The sequence below is a fragment of the Acidovorax sp. SUPP2539 genome (genome assembly GCF_030158975.1).
In the GTDB taxonomy this organism is placed as follows: Bacteria; Pseudomonadota; Gammaproteobacteria; order Burkholderiales; family Burkholderiaceae_C; genus Paracidovorax.
In genome coordinates this window covers 375553-399345 of sequence record NZ_BQXJ01000005.1, presented here as the reverse complement: position 1 = coordinate 399345, position 23793 = coordinate 375553, and the positions used below count along the sequence as shown (strand labels likewise).

General features: G+C 55.9%; 28 protein-coding genes. 15 read left to right on the top strand and 13 right to left on the bottom strand.

Annotated features, from left to right (window positions below; genetic code table 11):
- The 13 genes from AVTE2539_RS19555 to msrA all read right to left on the bottom strand — a co-directional run bounded on the left by AVTE2539_RS19555 (position 1) and on the right by msrA (position 11410).
- Positions 1-987 carry a tripartite tricarboxylate transporter substrate-binding protein gene (locus AVTE2539_RS19555; protein WP_284413192.1) on the bottom strand — a complete coding sequence of 329 codons (987 nt, stop codon included), beginning with the start codon at positions 985-987 and terminating at the stop codon, positions 1-3.
- Between the two features lie 46 nt (positions 988-1033).
- On the bottom strand, positions 1034-2356 hold the full coding sequence (locus AVTE2539_RS19550; protein ID WP_284413190.1) for an arylsulfatase: 1323 nt from the start codon (positions 2354-2356) through the stop codon (positions 1034-1036).
- A 135-nt stretch (positions 2357-2491) separates the two neighbouring features.
- Complete coding sequence (locus tag AVTE2539_RS19545) at positions 2492-3400, bottom strand: LysR family transcriptional regulator (protein WP_284413188.1); 909 nt, start codon at positions 3398-3400, stop codon at positions 2492-2494.
- A 221-nt stretch (positions 3401-3621) separates the two neighbouring features.
- Entirely contained in the window at positions 3622-5853 is a 2232-nt protein-coding gene (locus tag AVTE2539_RS19540; RefSeq protein WP_284413186.1) for a TonB-dependent receptor, read from the bottom strand.
- 176 nt (positions 5854-6029) lie between these two features.
- Positions 6030-6488: a hypothetical protein gene (locus AVTE2539_RS19535; RefSeq protein ID WP_284413184.1), complete on the bottom strand. Its 459-nt coding sequence runs from the start codon at positions 6486-6488 to the stop codon at positions 6030-6032.
- A gap of 51 nt (positions 6489-6539) precedes the next feature.
- On the bottom strand, positions 6540-7073 hold the full coding sequence (locus AVTE2539_RS19530) for a DUF3299 domain-containing protein (RefSeq protein ID WP_284413182.1): 534 nt from the start codon (positions 7071-7073) through the stop codon (positions 6540-6542).
- Between the two features lie 97 nt (positions 7074-7170).
- Positions 7171-7431 carry a hypothetical protein gene (locus AVTE2539_RS19525; RefSeq protein WP_284413180.1) on the bottom strand — a complete coding sequence of 87 codons (261 nt, stop codon included), beginning with the start codon at positions 7429-7431 and terminating at the stop codon, positions 7171-7173.
- An 89-nt stretch (positions 7432-7520) separates the two neighbouring features.
- Positions 7521-8771: an FtsX-like permease family protein gene (locus AVTE2539_RS19520; RefSeq protein WP_284413178.1), complete on the bottom strand. Its 1251-nt coding sequence runs from the start codon at positions 8769-8771 to the stop codon at positions 7521-7523.
- Positions 8772-8782: 11 nt separating this feature from the next.
- Entirely contained in the window at positions 8783-9454 is a 672-nt protein-coding gene (locus AVTE2539_RS19515; RefSeq protein WP_284413176.1) for an ABC transporter ATP-binding protein, read from the bottom strand.
- Positions 9451-9933 carry a Fur family transcriptional regulator gene (locus tag AVTE2539_RS19510; RefSeq protein ID WP_284413175.1) on the bottom strand — a complete coding sequence of 161 codons (483 nt, stop codon included), beginning with the start codon at positions 9931-9933 and terminating at the stop codon, positions 9451-9453. Before AVTE2539_RS19510 ends, AVTE2539_RS19515 begins: the two co-directional genes overlap by 4 nt.
- Before the next feature lie 137 nt (positions 9934-10070).
- Complete coding sequence (locus tag AVTE2539_RS19505; protein ID WP_284401970.1) at positions 10071-10274, bottom strand: hypothetical protein; 204 nt, start codon at positions 10272-10274, stop codon at positions 10071-10073.
- 5 nt (positions 10275-10279) lie between these two features.
- Positions 10280-10738, bottom strand: coding sequence for a hypothetical protein (locus AVTE2539_RS19500; RefSeq protein WP_284401968.1), 459 nt, complete (start codon positions 10736-10738; stop codon positions 10280-10282).
- A gap of 135 nt (positions 10739-10873) precedes the next feature.
- Positions 10874-11410, bottom strand: coding sequence for a peptide-methionine (S)-S-oxide reductase MsrA (msrA, locus tag AVTE2539_RS19495; protein WP_284413173.1), 537 nt, complete (start codon positions 11408-11410; stop codon positions 10874-10876).
- Positions 11411-11510: 100 nt separating this feature from the next.
- Here msrA and AVTE2539_RS19490 point away from each other — a divergent pair, with 100 nt between their 5' ends.
- From AVTE2539_RS19490 to AVTE2539_RS19420, 15 genes are all read left to right on the top strand, one after another.
- The gene (locus AVTE2539_RS19490; protein ID WP_284413170.1) at positions 11511-12728 is read left to right on the top strand and encodes a site-specific integrase; all 1218 of its coding nucleotides are present in this window, start codon (positions 11511-11513) and stop codon (positions 12726-12728) included.
- A gap of 73 nt (positions 12729-12801) precedes the next feature.
- Positions 12802-13242: a hypothetical protein gene (locus AVTE2539_RS19485; protein WP_284413168.1), complete on the top strand. Its 441-nt coding sequence runs from the start codon at positions 12802-12804 to the stop codon at positions 13240-13242.
- A gap of 94 nt (positions 13243-13336) precedes the next feature.
- Positions 13337-14560, top strand: a complete 1224-nt coding sequence (locus AVTE2539_RS19480) for a hypothetical protein (protein ID WP_284413166.1) — start codon at positions 13337-13339, stop codon at positions 14558-14560.
- A gap of 510 nt (positions 14561-15070) precedes the next feature.
- Positions 15071-15778 (top strand): hypothetical protein, encoded by a 708-nt coding sequence (locus AVTE2539_RS19475; protein WP_284413164.1) that lies wholly within the window; start codon positions 15071-15073, stop codon positions 15776-15778.
- On the top strand, positions 15756-16307 hold the full coding sequence (locus AVTE2539_RS19470) for a hypothetical protein (RefSeq protein WP_284413162.1): 552 nt from the start codon (positions 15756-15758) through the stop codon (positions 16305-16307). Before AVTE2539_RS19475 ends, AVTE2539_RS19470 begins: the two co-directional genes overlap by 23 nt.
- 10 nt (positions 16308-16317) lie before the next feature.
- Complete coding sequence (locus tag AVTE2539_RS19465; RefSeq protein WP_284413160.1) at positions 16318-16662, top strand: hypothetical protein; 345 nt, start codon at positions 16318-16320, stop codon at positions 16660-16662.
- 40 nt (positions 16663-16702) lie between these two features.
- Positions 16703-16876: a ribbon-helix-helix domain-containing protein gene (locus AVTE2539_RS19460; protein WP_284413158.1), complete on the top strand. Its 174-nt coding sequence runs from the start codon at positions 16703-16705 to the stop codon at positions 16874-16876.
- 246 nt (positions 16877-17122) lie between these two features.
- A complete protein-coding gene (locus AVTE2539_RS19455) occupies positions 17123-17287 on the top strand; it encodes a hypothetical protein (RefSeq protein ID WP_284413156.1) in 165 nt (54 codons plus the stop codon).
- Positions 17253-17624: a hypothetical protein gene (locus AVTE2539_RS19450; protein WP_284413154.1), complete on the top strand. Its 372-nt coding sequence runs from the start codon at positions 17253-17255 to the stop codon at positions 17622-17624. The genes AVTE2539_RS19455 and AVTE2539_RS19450 overlap by 35 nt, the downstream gene beginning before the upstream one ends.
- A gap of 390 nt (positions 17625-18014) precedes the next feature.
- Positions 18015-18260: a hypothetical protein gene (locus AVTE2539_RS19445; protein ID WP_013802247.1), complete on the top strand. Its 246-nt coding sequence runs from the start codon at positions 18015-18017 to the stop codon at positions 18258-18260.
- Positions 18250-20280 carry a type IV secretory system conjugative DNA transfer family protein gene (locus tag AVTE2539_RS19440; protein WP_284413149.1) on the top strand — a complete coding sequence of 677 codons (2031 nt, stop codon included), beginning with the start codon at positions 18250-18252 and terminating at the stop codon, positions 20278-20280. The genes AVTE2539_RS19445 and AVTE2539_RS19440 overlap by 11 nt, the downstream gene beginning before the upstream one ends.
- Complete coding sequence (gene mobF / locus AVTE2539_RS19435; protein ID WP_284413147.1) at positions 20281-21582, top strand: MobF family relaxase; 1302 nt, start codon at positions 20281-20283, stop codon at positions 21580-21582. It abuts the gene before it with no gap.
- A 343-nt stretch (positions 21583-21925) separates the two neighbouring features.
- Positions 21926-22621, top strand: coding sequence for a TetR/AcrR family transcriptional regulator (locus AVTE2539_RS19430; protein WP_284413144.1), 696 nt, complete (start codon positions 21926-21928; stop codon positions 22619-22621).
- Positions 22622-22652: 31 nt separating this feature from the next.
- Positions 22653-23363, top strand: coding sequence for a protein-L-isoaspartate O-methyltransferase family protein (locus AVTE2539_RS19425; protein WP_284404160.1), 711 nt, complete (start codon positions 22653-22655; stop codon positions 23361-23363).
- A gap of 28 nt (positions 23364-23391) precedes the next feature.
- Positions 23392-23736 (top strand): rhodanese-like domain-containing protein, encoded by a 345-nt coding sequence (locus AVTE2539_RS19420; RefSeq protein ID WP_284404158.1) that lies wholly within the window; start codon positions 23392-23394, stop codon positions 23734-23736.
- The last annotated feature ends 57 nt before the right edge of the window (positions 23737-23793 follow it).

The following is a 23793-nucleotide window of genomic DNA, read 5'->3' as shown; positions in this document are numbered from 1 at the left end:
TCAGCGGATGTCCAGGTGGGAGGTCTTCGCCAGCGCCTTCCACTTGCGCTGTTCGGCTTCGACGAACTGCTGCGCGTCGGCGGCGCTGCCCTGGCCCGCGACGGAGCCGCTGGCCGACAGCGCGGCCTTCAGGTCGTCCGATGCGGCGATCTCGTTGAGCCACGCGTTGAGCTGCCGCACCTGCGCGGCGGGCAGGCCCTTCGGCGCCGCGACCACATACCACTGCGCGGCGTCGTAGCCCTTGAGGCCGGCCTCCTCCAGGGTGGGCACGTTGGGCAGGCTCTCGATGCGAAAGCGGGTCGTGACCGCGTACGCCTTGAGCTTGCCGGACTGGATCTGAGGCAGCACCGGCGTGACCCCGAGCAGCCCCAGCGGCACCTGCCCGCCCACCACATCGACCACCGCCTGCCCGCCGCCCTTGTACGGCACGTGCGCCATGGCCGTGCCCGCGGCCACGTTGAACAGCTCGCCGGCCAGGTGCTGCGAGGTGCCGTTGCCCGAACTGGCGTAGCTCCACGCGCCGGGGTCCTTCTTCATCGCCTGGACCAAGTCCGGCACCGTCGCGGGCGGTCGGGGCAGGCCGCTCACCAGCACCATCGGCCCCTGCGCCAGCAGCGCGACCGCGGCCAGTTCCTTGCCCACTTCGGGCGGCTGCGTGGCATACAGCACCGGGCCGGGCACGGTGATGAGCGTGTAGCCGTCCGGTGCGGCCCTGGCCGCGGCCTGCAGCGCGATGGCGCCCGAGGCGCCGGGCCGGTTGTCCACCACCACCGGCTGCCCGGTCTTCTCGCCCAGCTTGCGCGCGGCCATGCGGGTGAGCACGTCGACGGTGCCGCCGGGCGCGAAGCCGACCATCCAGGTGATGGGCTTGGCATGGGGCCAGGCGGCGGGGTCGCCGGCGGCGCTGGCCGCGGCGGGCAGGCACAGCGCTGCTGCTGCGGCGGCGGCCGCCACGAGCGCACGGCGGGAAAGGAACGGTGGGGGCATGCGAGGCTCCTGAAGGGGTGAAGGACGGGGGCGTGGCGGCGCGCGCTCAGTCGGGCTGGCCCGGCGGCGTGTTGGGAAACTGCGCGCAGCTCTGGTCGAAGGCCTGCACCATGCGCAGCATCGGGCCCAGCACCCAGGTGTTGAAGACCAGCACGTCGGTCTCTTCCTTGGGGTCGCGCGTGAGGTTGAACAGGTAGGGCGACTCGAGCTTTCCCTTGCCCTCGTTTACCTCGGGCTCCCAGTAGAAGTGCAGCTTCCAGTCGCGCCATTTCACGGCGCGCAGGTCCTTTTTGATATAGAACAGAAAGCCCTCGCGCGCCGACTTGGCCTGCTCGCCGAACAGGAAGGCGCGCTGGTCCACCCCGTCGATGGGACGGTCGGCGGGCAACGGCGCACCGGCCACGCCCGCCAGCGTGGCGAACAGATCGGTCACGTGCACCAGTTCGTTGCTGGTGCGGCCGCTTTCGATGTGGCCGGGCCAGCGCGCGATGAACGGCACGCGCAGGCTGCCTTCCATCGCCGTGTGGTACGTGCCGCGCCACGGGCCTGCCGTGCCGCGGTACGGTGCGCGGAACTCCGGGCCGTTGTCGCTGCAGAAGATGAACAGCGTGTCCTGCGCGATGCCCAGCCGGTCCACCTCGTCCACGATCTGGCCGACGCGGTGGTCCATCTCCACCATCGCGTCCGCGAAGTCGCCCGCGCCGGTGCGCCCCGCGAAGTCCGGGTGCGACAGCGTCGGAAAGTGCAGGTGCACCAGCGGCAGGTACAGGAAAAAGGGCCGGCGCGCTGCATGGTGGCGCTGCATGAAAGCCTGCGAACGCGCGACCAGTTCCGCATCGATCCCGCGGCGGCTGTCCAGGTCGTAGACCTTCACGGTCTCGGAGGGCTCGCCACGGCGGCCTTGCATGATGTGCGGAATGTCGGCCACCGACGGGTCGAACCCCACCGTGGCGGTGAACTGGCTTTCGTCGGTGGTGCGCGGAATGCCGTACCACTCGTCGAAGCCCCGGTCCGAGGGGTAGCGGCCCGCGATGTCGCCCAGGTGCCATTTGCCGAAATGCGCCGTGGCGTAGCCCTGGGCCGACAGCAGTTCGGCCAGCGTGACCTCCCAGCGCGCCAGCCCTTGCGGCAGGCCGGGCGGCACGGACTGCAGGCACCCGGTGCGTATGGGATGGCGCCCGCTCATCAGCGCCGAGCGGGTGGGCACGCAGTCGCTTTCCACGTTGAAGTTGTGCAGCAGCAGGCCTTCGCGGGCCAGGGCATCGATGCGGGGCGTCGGTGCGCCGCGCAGCGCGCCGCCCCCGTAGCAGCCGAGTTCGCCCCAGCCGAGGTTGTCGGCGACGATGAGGACAATGTGGGGAGGATTCATGGTCGGTTCGGATCCCAGGCGGGTGATGGCTTCAATCTAGCCAGATGGGTGCCAGATCCCATTCCTGCCGATGCAGATTCCCATAACCGGCAGGAATGCCCGGCGGCAAGTCCCGACCTTTCCCGAAGCGGAGCGTCAGCGCACGGCGGGCCTGCGCACGTGCTGCTGCAGCAGGTCGCGGAAGGCTGCCATCAGCGGCGACCAGGCCGCCTGCGGCCGGGTGAGCAGCACCAGCGTGCGCCGCACTTCCAGCATCGGCAAGGGCAGCGCCTCCACGCGGCCCTGCCAGGCGCGCAGTGTCGAGGCCGGCACCAGGCCCACGAGGTCGGTGCTGGCGATCAGCCCCATGGCCGCTTCCGTCATGTAGTCGGTCTCCAGCGTGACGCGCGGCGCCGGCGCGCCGGCCTGCTCGAAGATCTGCGCCACCAGGCGGCGCGCCGCGCTCTGCCGGCTGGGCATGGCCCAGGCGCAGTCGGCCAGGTCGGCGAGCGTCAGCGCGGACCGCCGCGCGAGCGGGTGGTGGGCGCGCGCGGCGACGCGCACCGTGTCCTCGCCCACAGGCAGTTGGTCGCAGCTGAACGCGATGCCGGGATAGGACGGCACGACGGCCACATCGAGCTCGGCCTGCTCCACCGCAGTGTTGAGCGCATCGGACTTGCCGATCGCCATCGACAGGCGCAGGCCCGGCCGGTGCCGGACCATGTCCGAGAGCACGCGCACGGCCGGCCCGTCGCTGGCCGCGTTGGTGAGCCCGACGCGCAGCAGGCCCGCATGCTGCGCCCGCAGCTCGGACGCGGAGCGCATCAGTTCGGCATGCCCGGCGTCGAAGCGCCGCGCCGACTCCAGAAAAAGCCGGCCCTCGGCCGTCAAACGGGCGCCGTGTGCGCCGCGCTCGAACAGCGCCACGCCCACGGCCTCCTCCAGCCGCCGGATCGCCTTCGAGACGGCCGGCTGCGTCACCCCCACGGCATCGGCCGCGCGGCCGACATGGCCGCGGCGCGCGACTTCGAGGAAATAGGCGATATCGGCGGGAGAGAAATGCATCCTCCCAGTTTGCACGACGGTGCCTCGCCAACCGCCCGATGCCTGGCGTCAGCCACCGGAGGGTTCACACCAAAACAGCCTCCAGCACAATAAGTACTATGGCATATTGATATCAAATAAATAGCATACGCCGTGGCGCCCGTTCTCCCGGGGACACCGGCCCGGGGCCGCGGTGGCTGCCAGGGGCCGACGGCGCCGAGCCGCCCGCCCCCGGCGCCCGCTCAGAACGTCGCCTTCACGCCCACCTTCAGGCTGCGGCCCGGCAGCGGCGACTTCGGAAACGCCGTGGTGGTCAGGATCGACGTGGCGCTGTAGGCCAGCTTGTCGGTGATGTTATCGAGGCGCGCATACCACAGCAGGTTGCTGCGTGTGGCGCCGAACTGCACCTGCTGGTGGTAGCCCACCGAGGCGTTCCACAGCGTGTAGGCGCCGGTGGTGCGGGTGCCGTCGCTGGGCACGCGGTCCTGGGCGGCCAAGTGGTCAAAGCCCACGCCGGCGCGCCACGGGCCACTCGCCCAGGCCAGCGTGCTGCCCAGGCGCAGCGGCGCGATGCGCGGCAGCGGCTCGCCCGTGTCCTCATTGGTGGCGCGCACAATATCGCCACGCAACTGCAGGTCGAGCGTCGATGCCGTGTCGCCGAACAGCGTGGCGCCGGCCAGGCCGCTCTCGCCCACCAGGCGCACGCTGCCGCTCGCCTCCAGGCCGTAAAACTTGGCGCGCACGCCCTGGTAGCGGTACTCGGGCAGCGCACCGTCCGTGCCGGCGGGAACGCGCTCGCCCTCTTCCGTCAGGCTGGCGCCCGTGGGCGTGAGGCCGATGTAGTTGGAGAACCGGCTGTAGAACGCGGTGACAGCGAATCGCTGAGGCCCGCTCTTCCAGGCGGCGCCCACGTCGATGCTGGTCGCCTTCTCCAGGCCCAGGCGGCTGTCACCCGTCTCCCAGGCGCCGGTGGCGATGTGCGGGCCGTTGGCGAACAGTTCGTAGTCCTTGGGCGCGCGCTGGGTGTACGACAGGTTGGAGGTCAACTGCCAGTCGGGTGCCAGGTTCACGAGCGCGCCCACCGCCGCGCTGTGCGGGTGGAAGGTGTGCTTGCCCGTGTCGAAGCGGTCGGTGTCGGCGCTGCCGAACGATTCCACGCTCACCTGCTCGGTGCGGGCGCCGAAGGTCAGCTTGCCCCAGCCGGTGGCCAGTTCCTCGTGCGCGAACAGCGCGGTGGACCGGCTGCGGCTGTAGGGCGCGAAGGCCTCTTCGCCCACCGCCGAGAAGCGCGACGATTCGGCCTGCAGCCCGATCACGCCCTGCAGCGCGCCCAGCGGCGCGTGTTTGGCCTCCAGCCGCAGGTCGTTGCCCCGGTTGCGGAAAGTGGTGCCAGCCTCGCCGCCCTCGAATTCGGTGTGCACGTAGTCGGTGTGGCTGGCCTGCATCTTGATGCTTTGCAGCGGGCCCGCGTCGATGCGCCACTCGCCGTCCAGCGCGTAGCGGTTGGAGCGCATGCCGATGGTCACGTCGTCCTCGGCCACGGTGCCGTAGTCGTTGCGGTAGGTGCTGGCCGAGGCGCCCAGGTAGCCGCGGTCGAAGAACACCGTGCCGCCCACCGCGCCGCCGCGCGTGTGGCTGGCGGAGTTGCAGATGCGGCGCGCCAGGCCCGGCGAGCCAGGCTTTTCGCAGGCCAGGTCGGCCGGGGCGCGCACGTCGTCGGTGTCGCGGTCGAACACGTCCACGTGCAGGGCGTAGCGGTCGTTGCCGCCCTCCACCATGGCGCCGCCCGAGCGCTCGCCATTGCCCGTGGCGGCGGCCGCCTCGGCCTTGCCGGCCACGCCGTTGATGGGCTCGCGGGGAATGCGGTTGTCGATCACGTTGACCACGCCGCCCACGGCGCTGCCGCCGTACAGCAGTGCCGCCGGGCCGCGCAGGACCTCGATGCGCTCGGTCACCAGCGCCTCGGTGGGCACGGCATGGTCGAAGCTCAGGGCCGAGGCGTCCAGCGTGGCGCCGCTGTTTTGCAGGATGCGGATGCGGTCGCCATCCAGGCCCCGGATGATGGGGCGGCTGGCGTTGGGGCCGAAATAGGTGCTGCTCACGCCCGGCAGGCCGTCCAGCGTCTCGCCCAGGGTGGACTGGGTGCGCAGGGTGAGTGCATCGCCCGACAGCTGCGCGGCCGGCGCGACCACGGTGGCGGCACCCAGCGGGTTGCCGGTGACGGTCACCTCGGGCAGGCGCGCGGCCGGCGCCGTGGGTGCGGTTGGCGTGGGTGCGGAGGCACTGGCGGACGCCGCGGGGTCGGCCGCGCTGGCCGCCTGGGCGTGCGCGGCCGGCAGCAGGCCGGGACCGCCCAGCGCCAGTAGCGCGGCCCAGGCCAGGGGGCGCAGCGTGGCGCGCCGCGCAGCGGGAACGCGCGCCGAAAGCGCGGTGAGGGGCGCAGCAGGCTGCGCGGTGCGGTGGGGGGAGTTCATGGATTCAGGCTTCACGAAAAGGGGCGGCGGCCTGTGCGTGGAGCAGGCAGCCAATCAGGCAAAAAAGTGCCACCAGCGCAAATTCGACTAAGGCAGTTAGCTATCAAAAAAGGAGCATCGCCGCACTGAGGTCGGGGGTGGCCAGCGGCGGCCGGGGCGGTGCGGAGACGGCGCGGTCAGCCCCGTGCGGGGGGCGCGCGGGCGAGAAAGGCCGACCGCTGGCGCGTGCCGGTGTGCGAGGCGTGTTCCGGCAGCGGTGCCTGCGCGGCGCCGTGCAGCGTCGGCAGCACCAGGGCCGCCAGCAGCGCGCCGCCGAGCAGGAGCTGGTCCAGCAGCTGGCAGTCGGCGCCGTGGTGGCCGGCGAACAGCGCATGGAGCGCATCGCCGGCCTGCCCTGGCAGCGCATTGGGCGCGGTGGCGACCGGGGGCGCAGGGGCATGGCGCGCCACGCCCGCTGCCGGCCGGGAGAAAGAGGCCGAGGCCAGGCCCGGCGCCACGGCCGACGGCCCCGCCCCCACGCCGTGCACCACCTGGTGCATGCGGCCGAGCAATGGCGCCAGCAGCAGCGCGAACGCGATCCACCAGACGGCGATGCGTCGGCGGTGCGGCAATGGCTGCGGGCGCGCGGGTGTCATGGGGAACGTGGGGACGGCGGGTCTGGGCGCTGTGTCAGCGAAGCGCTCGCATCACGGGACGGGCCTGGCGTCGACCATGCGGTAGAACAGGCCGTACTCGTCGTTGCGCAGCGTCTCGAAGCGGCCCTCGACCACCACGGGTTCGAGCGAATACGTGACGGGGGACGAGGCCTTCACCTCGACCATGCTCTCCGGCCCGCCGGGAATGCAGAAGGCGCAGGTGAGCGGCACCGAGGTGAGCAAAAAGTGCCGCTGCTGCGGCTTGGCCGTCATGGGCACCATGAAGCCCTGCACGCGCTGCACGGTTTGGTTCAGCGCCTTCTGCTCGGGGTTGAAGACCGGCTCGATGCGGGTCTTGAGGGTTTTCTTCTGCAGGTTGGTCAGCGTGGACCAGGGGACCACGTCGCTGCGCGTGGGCAGCGGCTTGATCGGGCTTTGCGGGCTGTGGTAGCCCGCGCCGTTGCCGGGGGGCAGCCCACCGCCGCCCAGCGGGGACGACAGCGCCGCGCCGGCACCGTCGGGCGCCTGCGCGCCGGCCACGCCGCAGGCCAGCAGGCAGGCGAATGCGAGGGGGATGGCTTTCATGCGGGGGTCCTCAAAAAGGCGGCGAACGGCGGCCGGGCGCCCTGCCCGGCCTGTGCGATTGTCGCAGGCGCCCGGCCGGGGCGGGCCCGGGGACGGATCAATGCTGGTGCTTCATGCCGCAGAACTTGCCGATGGCCAGGCCCTTGCACGCGGCCTGCAGTTCCTTCTCGCAGGTGTCGTGGCCCTTGCCGGATTCCAGGCACTTGGCGGCGGCCTCGTGCGCGGCGGCCATGGCGCGGTGGCGCTGGATGTCGGCCTTGGTATCTGCGTCGGAATGCTGCTGCGCCTGGGCGGCAACGGCGGCCAGCAGCAAGAGCGGCGCGAGCGCCAGGGCGCGGAGTCGGGAGGTGGCGGTCATGGAAGAAGTCCTTTCAGGGAGGTTGGGTGACAAAAACAGGGGGAAGGGTTCGGGGCCGTCCAGGCATCGAGGCATCCAGGCATTCCAGGTCAAGGCCGCGCCAGCAGGTCGGCCACGTCCACCCGGTACGCCTGCACGGCCGGCAGCAGCGCCGCCACCACCGCCACGGCCACCGCGAGGCCGGGCACGGCCCATTCCTCGGGCAGCCACAGCGCGCCGGTCACGGGCATGGCGTTCTGCGCCTGCAGCATCCAGCCCACCACGGCCGCCAGCGCATGGCCGGCGGCCAGGCCCAGGGCCGAGGCGATCAGCGCCAGCCACAGCGCCTCGGCCAGCAGCAGGCCGCCCACGCGCGCGGGCGAGGCGCCAAGCATGCGCAGCATGGCCAGGTCGGCGCGGCGTTCGCGCACGGCGTTCCACAGCGCGATGAAGACGCTCAAAGCCGCCACGCCCAGCAGCACCGCGCCGAAGGCCTGCAGCACGTCGGCGCCCACGCCCAGCAGGCGCAGCAGGCGCGTCACCTCGACGGCGGGCGCGGCGGCCTGCATGGGGGTGTTGGCATTGATGTAGCGCGGCAGGGTCACGGCCGCGAGCGGGCTGCGGTAGCGCACCAGCGCCAGCGTCACCTCGCGCTCCTGGCGCAGCGCCTCCAGGTCGTCGGGGTCGTCGGCCTGTGCGCTTTCGTGCACCTTCCACACGGATTCGGTGGCGGTGAGCACCAGCCGGTCCAGCACGCAGCCGCAGGGCGCGAGCACGCCCGCCACGGTGTAGGAGTGGTCGCCGTGCGCGTGCCCCCCGCCGGCCAGGCCATGGCTGCCCACGAACCGCCGGCCCAGCAGCGCGTCGCCCTGCCCCGGCGCGGCATCCTGCGCGGCGCTGGCCATGGCGCGCGCCACCGTTGCGCCCAGCACGGCCTCCATGGACTGCTGCCACAGGCGGCCCTGGGCCAGCGCGGCGCCGTAGTGCGCGGGGTACTGGGGCGTGGTGCCCACGATGCGGTAGCCGGAGAAGCTGTCGCCCAGGCTCAGCGGAATGGCCTCGGCCACCAGCGGCTGGCGGGCCAGCGCCTCGAAGTCGGCCAGGGCGATGTTGCCGGGCGGCACGTCGATGTGGAACACGCCCGCCAGGATCAGCTGCAGCGGGCTGCCCTTGGCCCCCACCACCAGGTCGATGCCCTGCACGTCGCGCTCGAACGCCTGGTCGATCTGGCGGCTGACCAGCAGCACCAGCGTGACCGCGGCGAGGCCGAGCGCGAGCAGCAGCAGGTTGAGCGCGGCCGGCAGCGGGCGCGACCACAGGTAGCGCCACGAAAGGCCCAGGACGTTTGCTATATTTTTCATAGCGATATGCCCTAGGATCGATTGCCCTGCAGGCCGATTTCATTCAGATCCAGCCGCTGCGTGCCGGGGCGGTCCGCCAGGGCCTGCGCCGCGCGCCGGTCGTGCGTGGCGACCACCAGGCTGGCGCCGCACGCCTCGGCGCAGGCCGTGAGCAGCGCCAGCGCGTCGGCGGCGGCCTCGTCGTCCAGGCTGGCGGTGGGCTCGTCGGCCAGCAGGACCCGGGGCGACAGCAGCACGGCCCGCGCCAGGGCCACGCGCTGCGCCTGCCCGCCCGACAGTTGATGCGGCCGGCGGCCCGCCAGGGCGGCCACGCCCAGGCGGTCGAGCGCGGCGTGGATGGCGGCGGCATCGCGCGGCAGCCCGGCGGCGAAGTACGGCAGCGCGAGGTTCTCGGCCACGGTGAGCGCGGCGCTCAGGTGCAGGGTCTGCGGCACGAAGCCGATGTGGCGCGCCCGCCAGGCATCGCGCGCCGCGCCGCCCAGGCGGTCCAGCGCCTGACCGGCCACCTCCACCGTGCCGGCGCTCGCGCGGCGCAGCCCGGCCACCAGGGCCAGCCAGGTCGATTTGCCCGAGCCGGATCGGCCCTGCAGCAGCAGGCAGCCGCCCTGCGGCAGGTCCACATCGGGAAACCGCAGTGGTGCGGTGCCGGCGTGGGCGAAGGCCAGCGCCTGCGTGCGGATCACTCGCCGTCCCCGGGGTGCGCGGTTTGCGCGCACACGGCGCACCGGCCGCGCACGGCGACGTCCAGCGCCAGGCGGTCGTGGCCGGCCGAGGCCAGGGCCTTCAGCATCTGGCGCGCGGCCGCCTGCAGCGGGGCCGCCCCTTCGGTGACGGGAAACTGCCGGTGGCAGTCGTTGCACTCGAAATGCGGCGCGGCCGGCTCGCTCTTGTGGCCCACCAGGGTGTAGCGGGCCACGCGCTGGGCATCGATGTGCCGGCGCATCAGCCCGGCGCTGGCCAGCCGGTCCAGCAGCCGGTAGACCGTGACGCGGTTGACCACCACGCCCCGGCGCGCCAGGGCGGATTCCACCTCCGCGCCGGACACCGCGACGGAGGGCTGCGAGGACATCAGCGCCAGCAGGGCGCGCGTGGCGCGGGTGGAACGCAGGCCGGGCGGCAGGGCGCGGGGCGCGGACGGATCGGGGTGGGGAGAACGGGGCATGGCGGGCGGCCAGCGGCGCGCGCAAAGGCGCCGGGGATGGCTTGGTAACGCAAACGGGTTGCATTATGGCAGCTTTGCCCCAGGCCACCCTTTCCGTTCGGCCGTCTGGCGGGTGGCCCGCTGGCCTGACCCGGCCGCTACGGCGCCTGCCCGTCCTGCAGTTTCCGGAGCTGGCGCCGCAGCCGCACGTTGTCCAGGCTGAGGGCCAGCCAGGAGAGGCCGAAGAGTCCGTAGAACACCGCCTCCCCGAAAAATGTGAAGGCCAGCCAGGACGCACCCGCGCACGCCAATGCCGTCACCAGCAGGTACGCGCCGTCCTTGAAAGAAGAAGATGGGGCCATGGAGATCACCTCGCCCGCGACAGGCTCTGGGGGGACAGCGCCAGGGTCATGCGCCCCGCATGCCGGCGCTGGTAGATCTGCGGGTGGGTCTGCAGCACCGTGCCCACCTGCGGGTTGAGAAAGCCGTGGCGCGACGCGTAGAACAGCACGTCCGACAGCCCGGTGCCGCCCGAGATCACTCGCCCGGTGGCCACGGCCGCGCTGCCCACCGCCGCCCCGGCGAAGTAGGCCACGCCCAATGCCCCCAGCATGGCTAGGCGCTCGGGCAGCGTGCCGGCGACGACCAGCTCGCCCACCGTCACCCGCGGCCCGTGCACACGGGCGGCGTCCACCAGGGTCTTGATGGTGCCCACGATCAACGCGTAGTTCGGGAACGCGGTGGCCGGCACGGGAATCCCGAGCGCCTCCATGTTCTCCCGCCAATAGTCCAGCCACCGGGGTTCATTCTCTGCACCTGCCGACACGGTTCGACCTCCGCCTGAGTCCTTGTTTTGACAGGGCGCAAGTCTAGACAAAAATCGAAGGATTTTGCCGATGAATTACGTAACCATTGGTCGAATCGGTGGCGCGCGACCGCAGGCCACCGGGGCGCCGCCGGCTCAGTCCGGCTTCAGGAAACGCGTGAACGTCTTGCGGAATTTCTCCACCTTGGGGCCCACCACGAAGGCGCAGTAGCCCTGGCCGGGGTGGTTCAGAAAGTAGTCCTGGTGGTAATCCTCGGCCGGCCAGTAGCCCTTGAGCGGCACCACCTCAGTCACGATCGGGGCGCCGAAGAGCTTGTCCTGCGACATCTGCCGCACCATCGCCTCGGCTTCGCTTTGGTGCTCGGGGGTCTCGGTGTAGATGCCGCTGCGGTACTGCGTGCCCACGTCGTTGCCCTGGCGGTTCAGCGTGGTGGGGTCGTGCGTGGCGAAGAAGATCTCCAGCAGGTCGCGCAGCGCGATCACGGCGGGGTCGAAGGTCAGCCGCACCACCTCGGCATGGCCGGTGGTGCCGGTGCAGACGTCCTCGTACGTGGGGTTGGGTTCGCGGCCGTTGGCGTAGCCGCTCTCCACGTCGGTCACGCCGCGAACGCGGTCGAACACGGCTTCGGTGCACCAAAAACAACCACCCCCGAGAACTATGGTTTCAGTCATACTTTTCCCTTTTAAATCAATGAGTTAAAGCTGCCTGGAAATTTCACTACACAGCCTCTAGAATGTCACTACTGCACCAAATTTCACCACAGATTTCACTATGGCTACTACCCTACCCAGAGGCATCCAGTTAGTCCGCAAGCCCACAACTATCTACTACAGAGTGAAGGTTAGCCGGAAAGATTTCAAGTGCGACAAGTATTTTAAAGATATTAATGAAGCCAAAGCATTTCTTGCATTGACGAAAGCAAAGAAAGGTCAAGAGCTTATCTACTCTGTGGAAACTGAAAAGAAACAAATTGCTTTAGACAACAACAACTATGAATTTGGCTATTTTGTAGATTTGTATGCACAAGACTACATTAAAGAGCCAACAAATGAGCTTCAAAGAAGAAACAGAAACAACAAGTTATCTTTTTTGAAAACAATAAAGAACACAAGCATTCTTGATAGAAACATAACACTTGAGAAAAAATTAGAGCTTGCTTTAGATCCTGATGAGCCAGTCTACAAATTTCTTAAAGGATTTGATGTGAGGGAAATTAGGGCTATTGACATAAACAACTACATCAAGACAAGACTAAAAACCATCAAGCCTATTTCAGTCAGCAGGGAAATAACTTTTATCTCAAATGTCTATAGAAAACTACAATACTTCAATGAAAGTTTAGCCGACTTAACCAATCCAACGAAAAACTATGACAAAGAACTACTGGGGCACTACACAATCACAAAAAGAGAAGTTATCTTGTCACAGCAACAAGAAGAACTTATCTATAGCAAGTTGATTGAAAAAAGCAATAAAGATTTGTACAACATCACGAGACTTTCATTGCTGACAGCCATGAGAAGAAGTGAAATTGTGTACCTCACACAAGAGCAGGTAAAAAGCACATACATACAACTCACACACACTAAGAGCAACAAGCCTAGAAAAGTCTATCTAACAAAAGATGCCAGAGACTTCATAACCACCCTAAAACCAAATGCTGAAAATGGGCGGTTTTTCTCTTATTCAATAGGTGGATTTGAAAAGATGTGGACTGACTTCCTCAAGTCTGTAGAGCTACACAAAAAGATAAGATTTCACGACTTAAGAAGAACCAATATTTCAAGATTGCTTTCAAAAATAGGCCAAGGAAATTCAGTTCTTGCAACTGAAATTTTAGGCTTGCAATCAGTACGAAAATTTGAAGAGCTACATAGTTCAATAGTTGCACCTGAAGAAGTGACTACACAAGAACAAGCCATGAAGTCTCTTGGGCATGCTTCAGGACAACAAACTAAGCACTACTATAATATTACAGAAGAAAGTTAAAAAAAGTCCTGGACAAGAAAAAGCAACAACAATAAAATAGAGTCTTCTTAAACAGCCACATAAGGGCTTTAAAATGTTTGCCAATCAAAGTTTTTTGACTTCTGCACAAATCAAAGCCCAGATGGAAGCCCTGCAAGCTCAGCTTGCACAGGCAGAAGAAATTGAGAAATCTAGCAAGAAGATTATTGAAGAAATCAAGAAGAGCAAGATTGACCCCAAGGCACTCACTGCTCTTCTTGTTGCTGAGAAGCTGATTATTCTTCCCGCAGGTAGCCAAGCTACTGATAAAGAACCTATCTTTGCTACTGCTGTCACCACTAAAGAAGGTCGCCAAAGCCAGTTCAAGGTCTGGAAAGACCGCGAAGTGTGGAAGCTCACTGCTGATGCTCTCAAATACTGGCAGTCTGTTAAGCAGCTTGGTAAAGATAGTTTTGTTGAAAAGTCCACTGCCGAGGGCAAGGCTTGGTTTGAGACAGAAGCCGGCAAAACTTGGCTTGCCAAGGCTTTTGCTTAAACAGCACACCCCACACAAGCACTCTACGGAGTGCTTTTTTTTTGGAGGCTAAAAAATGGTTGCACGATACAAGAAAAGCATTGACCAATTCACGATGATGCTGCACATCATCAAGACACAGAAGCAATTGCATGCTGGTGCAATTGTAGATTTTCAACTATTGCTTTTGAGGAAAGTGAAAGAAGCAGAAAAAGCAATCTTTCGTACAAAAGCAATAATTCAAAAACTACGACTTGAGAAAGCAAACGACAGACCGACAAAAGAGCGGTCAAAAGAAATAAGTAAGCTCATTCCAGTTTTTGAAGAAAAACTAGAAGACTATAAGTACATTATTTATATCTGGAAAATGTATGGAGAAAGCATTGCTTTTATCTTTTGTGATAAGTATGCAATCAAACACTTTCTCTATGATGAAAAATACCATGTCAAACAGACTGCTGGCTTTGTATCGGGAAAAGAAGGGCTTAAAACAGAACTTATGTTCTTAAAGGAGGCAGGTAAAAATAATGTTCCTGCTGTGCTTTGTGACCTTACCAACACACTTAGACACGGTGATGTATGCCTTTTGGGTCGCAATGACCCCTACCCTATTGAAATAAAAACTGCCGAGTCTGACAACTACAAGCTAGACAAACGAGGTGAAAGACAGCTAAAAAACATCGGAGAGCTAAACAGTTTTTTTGTCAAAGACGAGGCTGATAATTTTAGGGGTATGGGTCCTGTTGTTCGTCATGAACATATAGGAAAAGAACGGTATCACTTGCAAGCCCTCAATGAATGCATTGAAAGGTCTTACAAAGAAGGCACTAGCCATGTTTCACCAGAAGCAGGAATTCACTATCTAGCAATCACGAAATTTAAGCAAGGTGCTTTTGAAGAAGTGGCAGGCAAGTACATTCACATGATAAATTTGAATGAATACAAGAGAGCAATGAACTGGCACCCATACACACCTTTTCACCTTTCCTTAGAGCCGCAACATCTTTATAAATTCATCAACGGAAACTTGAGCATTGTTGTTTTGCTTGACCTGCAAGTAATAAAAAGAAGGTTCAAGAAAAACGGGATGCATATCACATTCTTGCAAGATGAGCACTGGTATGCTCAAATTTCAGCAACAGGGAAAATCGCAGATGGTGGCTTTAGAATTTCAATGCAATCTTTTCTAAGACTCGCTTTTGAATTTCAGAGTCTCACATGGGCAATAAAACAGCACAAGAGACACTTAAAAATGTTTATGGAAGAAAAGGACAAGCCCGGGAGAGCGATGGAAATTCCTCCTGATTGGTTCACAGCAACAGACCCAATCCCAGCATGAACAAAGCCACCTAAGAAGGTGGCTTTTTTTCGTCTAAATCTTTCTTGCTTAGTTCAGCTTTTTCTTTAAGAACATCTTTTCGCACAGCGACACAAGAACAATCAAAGAATTTATATGATGTTTTTTCTATACACCTTGTATACACTACTCATAAAACAGTAAAACCCGCATGAATAAAGGCTTTCAAGAGGATTGAGAAAAGTCTTATACACCAATCCATACACCCCGCTACTTTTTTTATACACTATTTAAGAAATGCTCAAACCCTTTGTTTATGCGGGTTTCAAAGGGGTTGACAAATTTTTTATACACTACTTTCGTGCATTGTTGATATTAAGAGTGACAGTTGTATTCCAGAATAAATATCCAAAGACATAGACTAGTATTGTCGTAGACAACTGTATTCTTTGTATTAAGAATAAAAAAATGGAGGCGGGACGAAAAAATTGCAATTTGCTCTTGATTTTTTATTATTTAACTGTACAGTTATATAACAACAACAGAAAATTAATGAACAATATAAACAACAAGACAATAAGAGATAGATTTGTAGCAATCAGTCATCCAACAATCACAGCTTTAGCAAAGTTAAATTGCCTAGCGAGCTACACCCTATATTTTTATCTATCAGGAAAACAAACTTTCAAAAACGGACTTGTTGGAGTTTTTGAAGAACTCACAATCTATGATGTTGCAAAATACTTGAGCGAAGCACTGAACAAGAACATTGACACTACGACAGCAAAATACTATTTAAACAAGCTTGAGAAAAACAATTTAATCAAAACACACAATAAAAAACCTCTTCTAATTCTTTTGGTTCAAGCAGAGTTTGCTGAAAACCTAAAGACATTAGAAGAGGTTTTTTCTTATGTACAGAACAATGAGGCAGAGTTTCATTTCAATGTACATAGAAGACGAGCAAACGAGTTCTACAGCACTTTCAACATACAGCCACTAGCTACCCCCTCTCCTGTTACTGGGGCTAAGGAGCAGGCTTTAGATGAACTCATCAAGAATAGACCTACAAGACAACCCACAGCCGTAGAACTCGCACAGGCTCAAGCCTGGCGGGAGGAAATAGACCAGCTAGACCCGTTCGCTGACCCGCCTGAATTTGACCCCTTTGCACAGCACATTCAAAAAAATAAAGAGATAGTAGAAAGATATAAACAACAACAAAGAAAGAGACTAGATGAACAACAAAACAATACTTAAGCAAGCAGAAAGCTTATCAGCCAGCGATTGCTACGAAAAAATAAAAAGCCAAGTAAAAAAACTTATTTCAAAAGAAGAGGCAGTTTTATTAGATAAAACTTTCTTGATTTTTAACGATGATGAAAATTCTCAATTCGTTGCCACCGCATCCTTTGACCAAAGTTTTTATGAATTCAATGAAGACTATCAACATCAAATTAAATTCAATGTAGCAACAAATACAGACTACAGCTATACATTCATTCACGAATTTAGCCACATCATTTGCAGTCACTACAACATTGAATGCACTCACAATCTTGAATTTGCAATAATAAATTATTGCTTAAGAAACAAAGTTTTCAACAATAGCATTCAATGTTATTTCAGAGCATACGATGTTCATCAAGATAAAAGCTATCCCATTTTATCAATCAATCCCTGTCAATTTGATGCATTTATCAAATGCATAAAATGGGACACCTTACAAGAGCTAGTTAATGAAAGCAAAAGACTAGCAAAGATTATTAGACAAAAATCAATCAATTAAAGGAAGCAAAATGAACTTAGAAAAATTAGAGCAGCACGAACTAGAAGAATTTCAAAAACAAATTAACGACAAGAAAAGCCCTACTTTTCTTTTTCTGATGGCACTCAAAATTGTTGAGGAACCTGAAAATTTAGACGAATATTTTGAAGTATATGAGCATCACTTTATCATCAAAGCATTTGATGAAAATAAAGATTATCTGAATTCTCTTGATCTTGAAAATATCAATGCCAATACTTTCAACTCAAAGCTAGATACCGAAATAGACAGAGAAATAAAAGAGAGAAGAAAAAACTCTATAGAAAATAAATTAGAAATAAAAGACAAAAAACTTGAAAAGAAGAAAAAGATTTGATATAACTGTATAACTGTACAAGAAAAAGGAGGCAGAGAAAATGAAGAAAATAGATAGAAAGTTTATAGAGTCATCATCATTTAGACTTGATTTACCAACAGCGATCTACAAAGAAATAAAAGAGATTGCAAGCAACGAGAACAAATCAAGAACTTACACGATGATAGAAGCACTACAAGAATTCATTGAAAGAAAGGAAAAGAAGAATGGATAAAGAAACTATTATTGATACAACAGCACTTGCATTGCTATGGGCCTTTATAGCTATTGCAGAGTTTGCAATTCAGAATTTAAACAAATTTTTATAAAGGGACGATATGAAAGAAATTGGAAAACAAAAAAAGGTCTATGACTTCGGACCGCAAGCGGAGACAGAGCTAAAGCTTGCCGGATTTTTCTTCTTTAGCTTATTTGCTGGAATGATACTAGCTCTTGTGTACATGATGTTTAAAGGCTAATCATGAGCAACGAGCAAGAAAAACTATACGAAGAATTAAAGAAAATTCTCAAAGATGATAAAATAAATCATCATGACTTCAATCAAGAATACACAAGAATTACAAAACAACTAGAAAAAGAAAAGGGAAAATATGAAATTACAAGAACTACAAACAAGACTAACTGACAAGAAAATTAATGCAACTTACTCAAAAATCAGCAATGAGTTTGTTAATCAAGAAAGAGTTTACTTGAACATCAATAAACAATTTTTAGTTTACTTTATTCAATTCAATGACAAGCCATTTTTAAAAGTCTACATTCAAAGACCAAAAGATTTCGATTTCAAGAACATAAAACAAAGTGAACTTGAGACAGAACGATGCAAAAAAGCGAAGCTACAATTTCTAAATGCAATCAAATTTTTAGAGACTGGCATCACAGATTTAGAACAATATGAAACTTGGAATGATGTACAACTCTCGCCAAAATCAGAAGGCATCAAGATTGAAGTCAACACATAGACGAAGTAAATTGATAATAAAAAAGGGCTACAGAAATGTAGCCCTTTTCTTTTTTCTCTTCTGAATTTTTATCTTTCTCAATTTACCCCCGTAAAAGTAACACTTGTTTTTTGAGCCAAGGGAAAGACCGTATTCCACCCCATAGGGCAAGACAGAATACCTTTACACCTGTCGCAACCCCTACGGGCTTGCATTTAGAGCTCTGCTCACTCTGAAAGCTAGGCTTTTTCTACGGAATACGAGAAGAATACAAAACAACTCTAAGACAGAACTAGTATTCCACTTAAAGCCTTATCCCACAATCCTTTCAAGAGATTTTAAAAGTATTCCGATGAAGACTTGATTTTTAGTATTTTTAGAATACTATAAATAAGCAACATAGGAATACATATGCAAAATAAAAACAAGATAAAAATATCGGCTGGATTAAATTACTTTCTTCACAAGAAAGCTCAAGAATTTGTCAAAGAGAAAAATATTTCTCTGACATATTTAGTGGAAACTTCACTTGAACTTTTCTTTGAAGAGCAAAAGAAAATTGAAAGCAACAAGAAATTTGAAGATAACTTTGCAACACTTGCAGAGATTCTTTTGGAGATAAATCAAAAAATAGACGAGTTAAAAAATGATAACTAAAAGAAAAATACTCTATGCTCGTTCAAGAAAAACAGATTATCAAATCTCAAACGAAGACTATAGAACTTATCTAGACCAACATTTTTTTTGGTTCATCGTAGGCTTTGCCTTCTCCACTTTTTTATTCTTCTTGTTCTTCAAAGCACAAGACTATGAGTTCAGAGAAGCTCTGAAAATAAAAGACAAGCTTACTTTTTACATCATTGTCTCAACAATGATTGCAAGCTATCCAGCAATCAAGTTTGTCAAGCCATTTCAGAGACTCAAGATAAAAGACTTGAACAGTCCGCGACTTGTCTACGACGAGACAGCTTTAGAGCAGTTCAACAGCTATGAGCCAAGCCCCAAGGCTCTACAGCTCACTGACCAGGTTCAGCTATCTAAGAGGGCCGTCGAAGTGGCCACATTGATAACTGGAGAGCAAGGTAGCGGTAAGACCGTCACATTGGACCGCTACCACGAAGCCAGCATTCAAGCCAGTAGCTACTCAATTGTTCACGACCCCAAGGGCGACTACACAGACAAATATTTGTCTGTAGGGGAAAAGATTGCAGTGATTGCACCGTGGTTAGAACAGACCAAAGCTATTGACTTTGGGGGCATGATTTTTAACAAAGACAAGAACAAGCAAGATGCAATCTTGAATTTATTTATTGTTTCTTTTCACGGAACCAAACCCGATGGAGACAGTTATTGGTATGAAACATCTTATGCAGTCATTAAAGCCATTTGCTTAAAGCTCTGCAAAGAAAAAGAAAAAAATTGGCAAGAGCTAGATATTTGTCAAGAATTTTACTCAAAACAAACAGCAGAAGACTTTCACAATCTCAAAGAATTCTACCCACCATTAGGAAACTTAATTTCTAAAGATGGAAATAACATGGTGGATGGAATTATTGGCTCTTGTGTTCCAACCATCATAAAGTGGCAATCAATTTCAAACTTTTGGCACGATGAAAAAAGCAGACTAAACATCAAAGACTTTTTATACAGAAAAACAAAATACAAACACATCATCATTAGAAATGATGCAACCTACGAAAGCATTGCAAGCTCTGTTGTTGCCTGCTTTGTCAATGTTGCAACAGCATTCTTATTAGATAGTGAATACCTGAATTTTTCAAAGACATTGAAAAATAGAGAGTTTAGATTTCTTCTTGATGAATTCAACTCATTTGCAAAATTCTTAGATATACCCAAGTTCAATGGCTTAAATGATCTTGGAAGACAAGCAGGCATTAGGCTAGTAATTTGCTTACAGAGAAGAACTCAAGCACTTCATTTCACAAAGAATAAAGACTTAGCCAATGATTTTCTTTCCACATTTCCAAATCTTGTAATTTGCAGAATGGCCACAGATGATGTAAAAGACTACGAGAATATTTTAGGCTCTTACAAAGTCATTGAGACTTCACAATCTGCAAACTTTAATAAAGATGGCCAAAGCTCATCAGAGAGAACACAAGAAAGAGACATAAAAAATGACCCTTTAATTCTAAAGAATATTTTAGGCCCCGACAAAACAGGTGTTTTTGTCTGCATAAAGACAGTTCAAAATCCAATTTTCACAGTAGTAAAAATCCCATTCAAAAAATTTGGCAAAGAAATAATTGCACAAAGGCAAGCACAATGCAAAGCAATCAACAAGAAATTTATAACAAATACTTTCAAGCAAAAGAACAAAGAAAGTAAAGAGATTGTTATAAATACTGCAAGCAAAGAAATTGAACAAAGCCAAACTTTGCAAGAAAAAGACGGGTTTCAATTCTCTGTAGATTTTGAAGAAAATCTAACTACGAAGTTAGAACAGCCATCGGCTGAAAGCTCTTCTTCTAAAGAAGAATGCAACGAGATAGCCAAAATCGGCCTAGAGGCTCTTACAAGCCTCGCTGACCCAAGCCATGCCATAGGGCTACTAAATACTACGGTAGAGGTTCTAGAGGCTATAGAGCCACCTACAAAAAACACCAACACTCTGACAACAGAGGAAAAACTAAAAAAACTAAAAGGGAGAAAATAAATGCTAAGAATAAAACAATCAAAAAATAGTAGCTACTACACCAACGAGCACGGAGAAAAAGAAAACTACTACGACAAAGAGAGTAAAGGGTTTTGGCTTGGCTCTGCTAAAGAATTTCTAGGACTAAAAGATGAGCTAACGATAGATGAGTACAACAAATTATTTAAAGGACAGTCGCCGAATGGAAAAAATCTTACTTATCAGACCGGCAAACATAGAACTTACGATTTAACTTTATCTTGCAATAAAGATTTATCAATCTTAAAAGCGGCTTATCCAAAATTAGCGGAAACGATAGACAAAATTACTCTAAATGCAGTCAAAGAAACTTTACAAGAAGCTCAGAAATTCATTGCAGTCAGAGAAACAAAAAATGGAGTAACAACAAAGAATTTTGAGACAAATTCAGTTTTTGGAGCTTTTCATCATTCAACAAGCAGAGAGCTGGACCCTCAAGATCACTATCACAACTTGCTCATGCCTGTGAGCTTTAATGCTAAAGGCAAAGCTTATGCAAACGATGTGAGCAAGCTATTTAAAAATCAGAAATATCTTGGGAACATATTTCAAAAGTCAATTGCTAGAGAGCTAGAACAACAACTTGGACTCAAGACCATTTTCAATGAAAAAGGCTTGTCTAGAATAGTTGGCATCAATAAAGAAGAAAGAGACTATTTTTCAAAAAGAAAAGAACAGATTGAAAAATTAGCTGGAGACAATGCAAGCTATAAAGATAAAGACTTAGCAAGCTTAGCCAGCAGACAAACAAAGAAAGAATACGACTTATCAAAGCTTCAAGAAAATTGGAATAAAGAACTACAGCAGAAGTTTGGCTTCAATGAAGCAAGACTTCAATCAATGAGAAATCAACCAGCAGAAACAAAAAAGGCCGACTTGCTTCACAGCAAATCAGCCAATCTTGACAACAGAACAACAAGACAAATTTCAATATTCAAGAATATTGCAAAATTGTCAAAAGTCAAGCCTAAAGGAATTTCATCAAAATCTGTAGCAAGTTTTTCAGGCTCAACAAGGGAACAGCTACACAACAGCATTGCACAGCTTCAAGCAAGCTTAGGAAGCTTACAGGCTCAACTTTCTTCAATGAAGCAAGAAGATCCCAACAGACTTCAAGTTTTCAGTCAGTTCTTATCTTTAGGCTTTCAACTTCAAGAGCTACAACAACAACTAGCAGAGCTTCAAAGAAAAGAACTGGAAAAAGCTATTGAGCAAAACAAAGAAAGTGAAAAAACAAAAGGTAGAGAAAGAACTAGATTTGATAGAAGTCCAAAAGACCGCTAACCCCCCCGCCCCCTCTACACGAGGGGGAGAGGACCTCCCCTGTTTATCAAGAGGAAGACAGGACCCCCAAGGACCCCGCTTGTCATGGGGCAAGCCCCATACCCCGATTGCACTACAAATTAGGTGACAGTTGCACTACGGTGATTTTTCTTGTTTATTTTCAACGAGTTACAGAGCTAGATTGCTACTGTGCACCAGAAGCAGCCGCCGCCCAGGGTGATGGTTTGCAGTGTCATGGGATGGTCTTACAGGGTAGGAGTGGCGATCGGGCCATTATGGAAGTCCCACCGCGTTGACGCTGCTCTGCGGGATTGCTACATTACTAACCAGTCAGTCATTAATTATGAATTCGTCCCCCTCCCCCGCCCCCCTGCCGTCCACCGAGGCCTCCAAGCGCGAGCGCCGCAAGGAGGCACGGCCGGGCGAACTGCTGGACGCCGCGCTGGAGCTCTTCGTCGAGAAGGGCTACGCCGCCACCAAGGTGGACGAGGTCGCGGCCCGCGCCGGGGTGTCCAAGGGCACGCTGTTCCTGTACTTCCCCAGCAAGGAAGACCTTTTCAAGGAAGTCGTGCGCCAGAACATCGGCCGCCATTTCCCCGAATGGGACCTGGAGATCGACCAGTACCCCCACAGCACCGCCGAGCTGCTGCGCTACGCCTACCAGCTGTGGTGGGAACGCATCGGCGCCACGCCCGCCTCCGGCATCACCAAGCTGATGCTCGGCGAATCCAACAACTTTCCCGACATCGTGGCGTTCTACCGCAATGAAGTGGTCGAGCCCGGCCAGCGGCTCATCGGCCGCATCCTGCAGCGCGGCGTGGACCGGGGCGAGTTCCGCGTGCCCGACATGGATTGCGGCATCCACGTCGTGCTGGCGCCGCTCATCTTCATGACGATGTGGAAGCACTCTACGGCCTGCATGCCCGACCTGGAGCGGCTCACGCCCGAGCGCTTCATCGCCGCGCAGGTGGACAACCTCCTGTGCGGGCTCTGCGTGCCGGTGGCCGCGCCGCCTGCGGCCCCTAAAATCGAGGGTTGACCCGATCCACGATCCCGCCCGGAGTAACCCCATGAACATGCCCCTGAACACGTCCGCCAACATCAGCGATCCCATCCTGCAGGCCCGCTACAACATGATCGAGCAGCAGATCCGACCTTGGAATGTGCTGGACACCGACGTGCTGGACCTACTGTCCGTGGTGCGCCGCGAGGAATTCGTGCCGCCCGCCTACCGCAGCATGGCGTTCATGGACATGGAGATCCCCCTCAACGCCTCCAACGAACTGGCCCAGCGCCTGGGCCAGTGCATGCTGGCCCCGCGCGTGGAAGCCCGCCTGCTGCAGGACCTGCAGGTCAAGCCGACCGACCGGGTGCTGGAGATCGGCGCCGGTTCGGGCTACATGGCGGCCCTGCTGGCCCACCGCGCCGCGCAGGTCCTGGCGCTGGAGATCGAGCCCGATCTGGTCGAATTCGCCCGCGAAAACCTGCGCAGCGCCGGCGTGCTGAATGCCGAGGTGCGACAGGCCGATGGCGCCCAGGGTGCGGCGGAGCAAGGCCCCTTCGACGTGATCGTGCTCAGCGGCTCGGTGAGCGACGTGCCGCAGGCCCTGCTGTCGCAACTGAGCGAAGGCGGCCGCCTCGCCGCCGTCGTGGGCCAGGAGCCGATGATGCGCGCCACGTTCATCCGCCGCACCGGCGACCGTTTCGAGACCACGCAGCCGTGGGACACCATCGCCCCGCGCCTGCTGCACTTCCCCGAGCCATCGCGCTTCACCTTCTGATCCCCTTTCGTCTTTCTCAGGAATCCGCATGATCGACCACGTCCGCCCCGCCCAGCTCACCGAGTGGCTCGCCGCCACCCCCGTCGGTGCCCGCCCGCTGGTGCTGGACGTGCGCGAGCCGTGGGAGCTGCAGACCGCGAGCGTCGCCGCCGAGGACGGGTTCGATGTGGCCGCCATCCCGATGGGCGATTTGCCCTCGCGCCTGGCCGAACTGGACCGCGATCGCCCCACCGCCTGCCTGTGCCACCACGGCGTGCGCAGCCTGCGCGTGGCGAACTACCTCGACCAGCAGGGCTTCGACCACGTGGCCAACATCAGCGGCGGCATCGATGCCTGGTCGCACGAGCGCGACGCGGCGGTCCCCCGGTACTGATCGATCCCCGTGGCCGCGGCATCGGGCCCGGCAGCGTGGGGCGCCACGCCTTCCTTT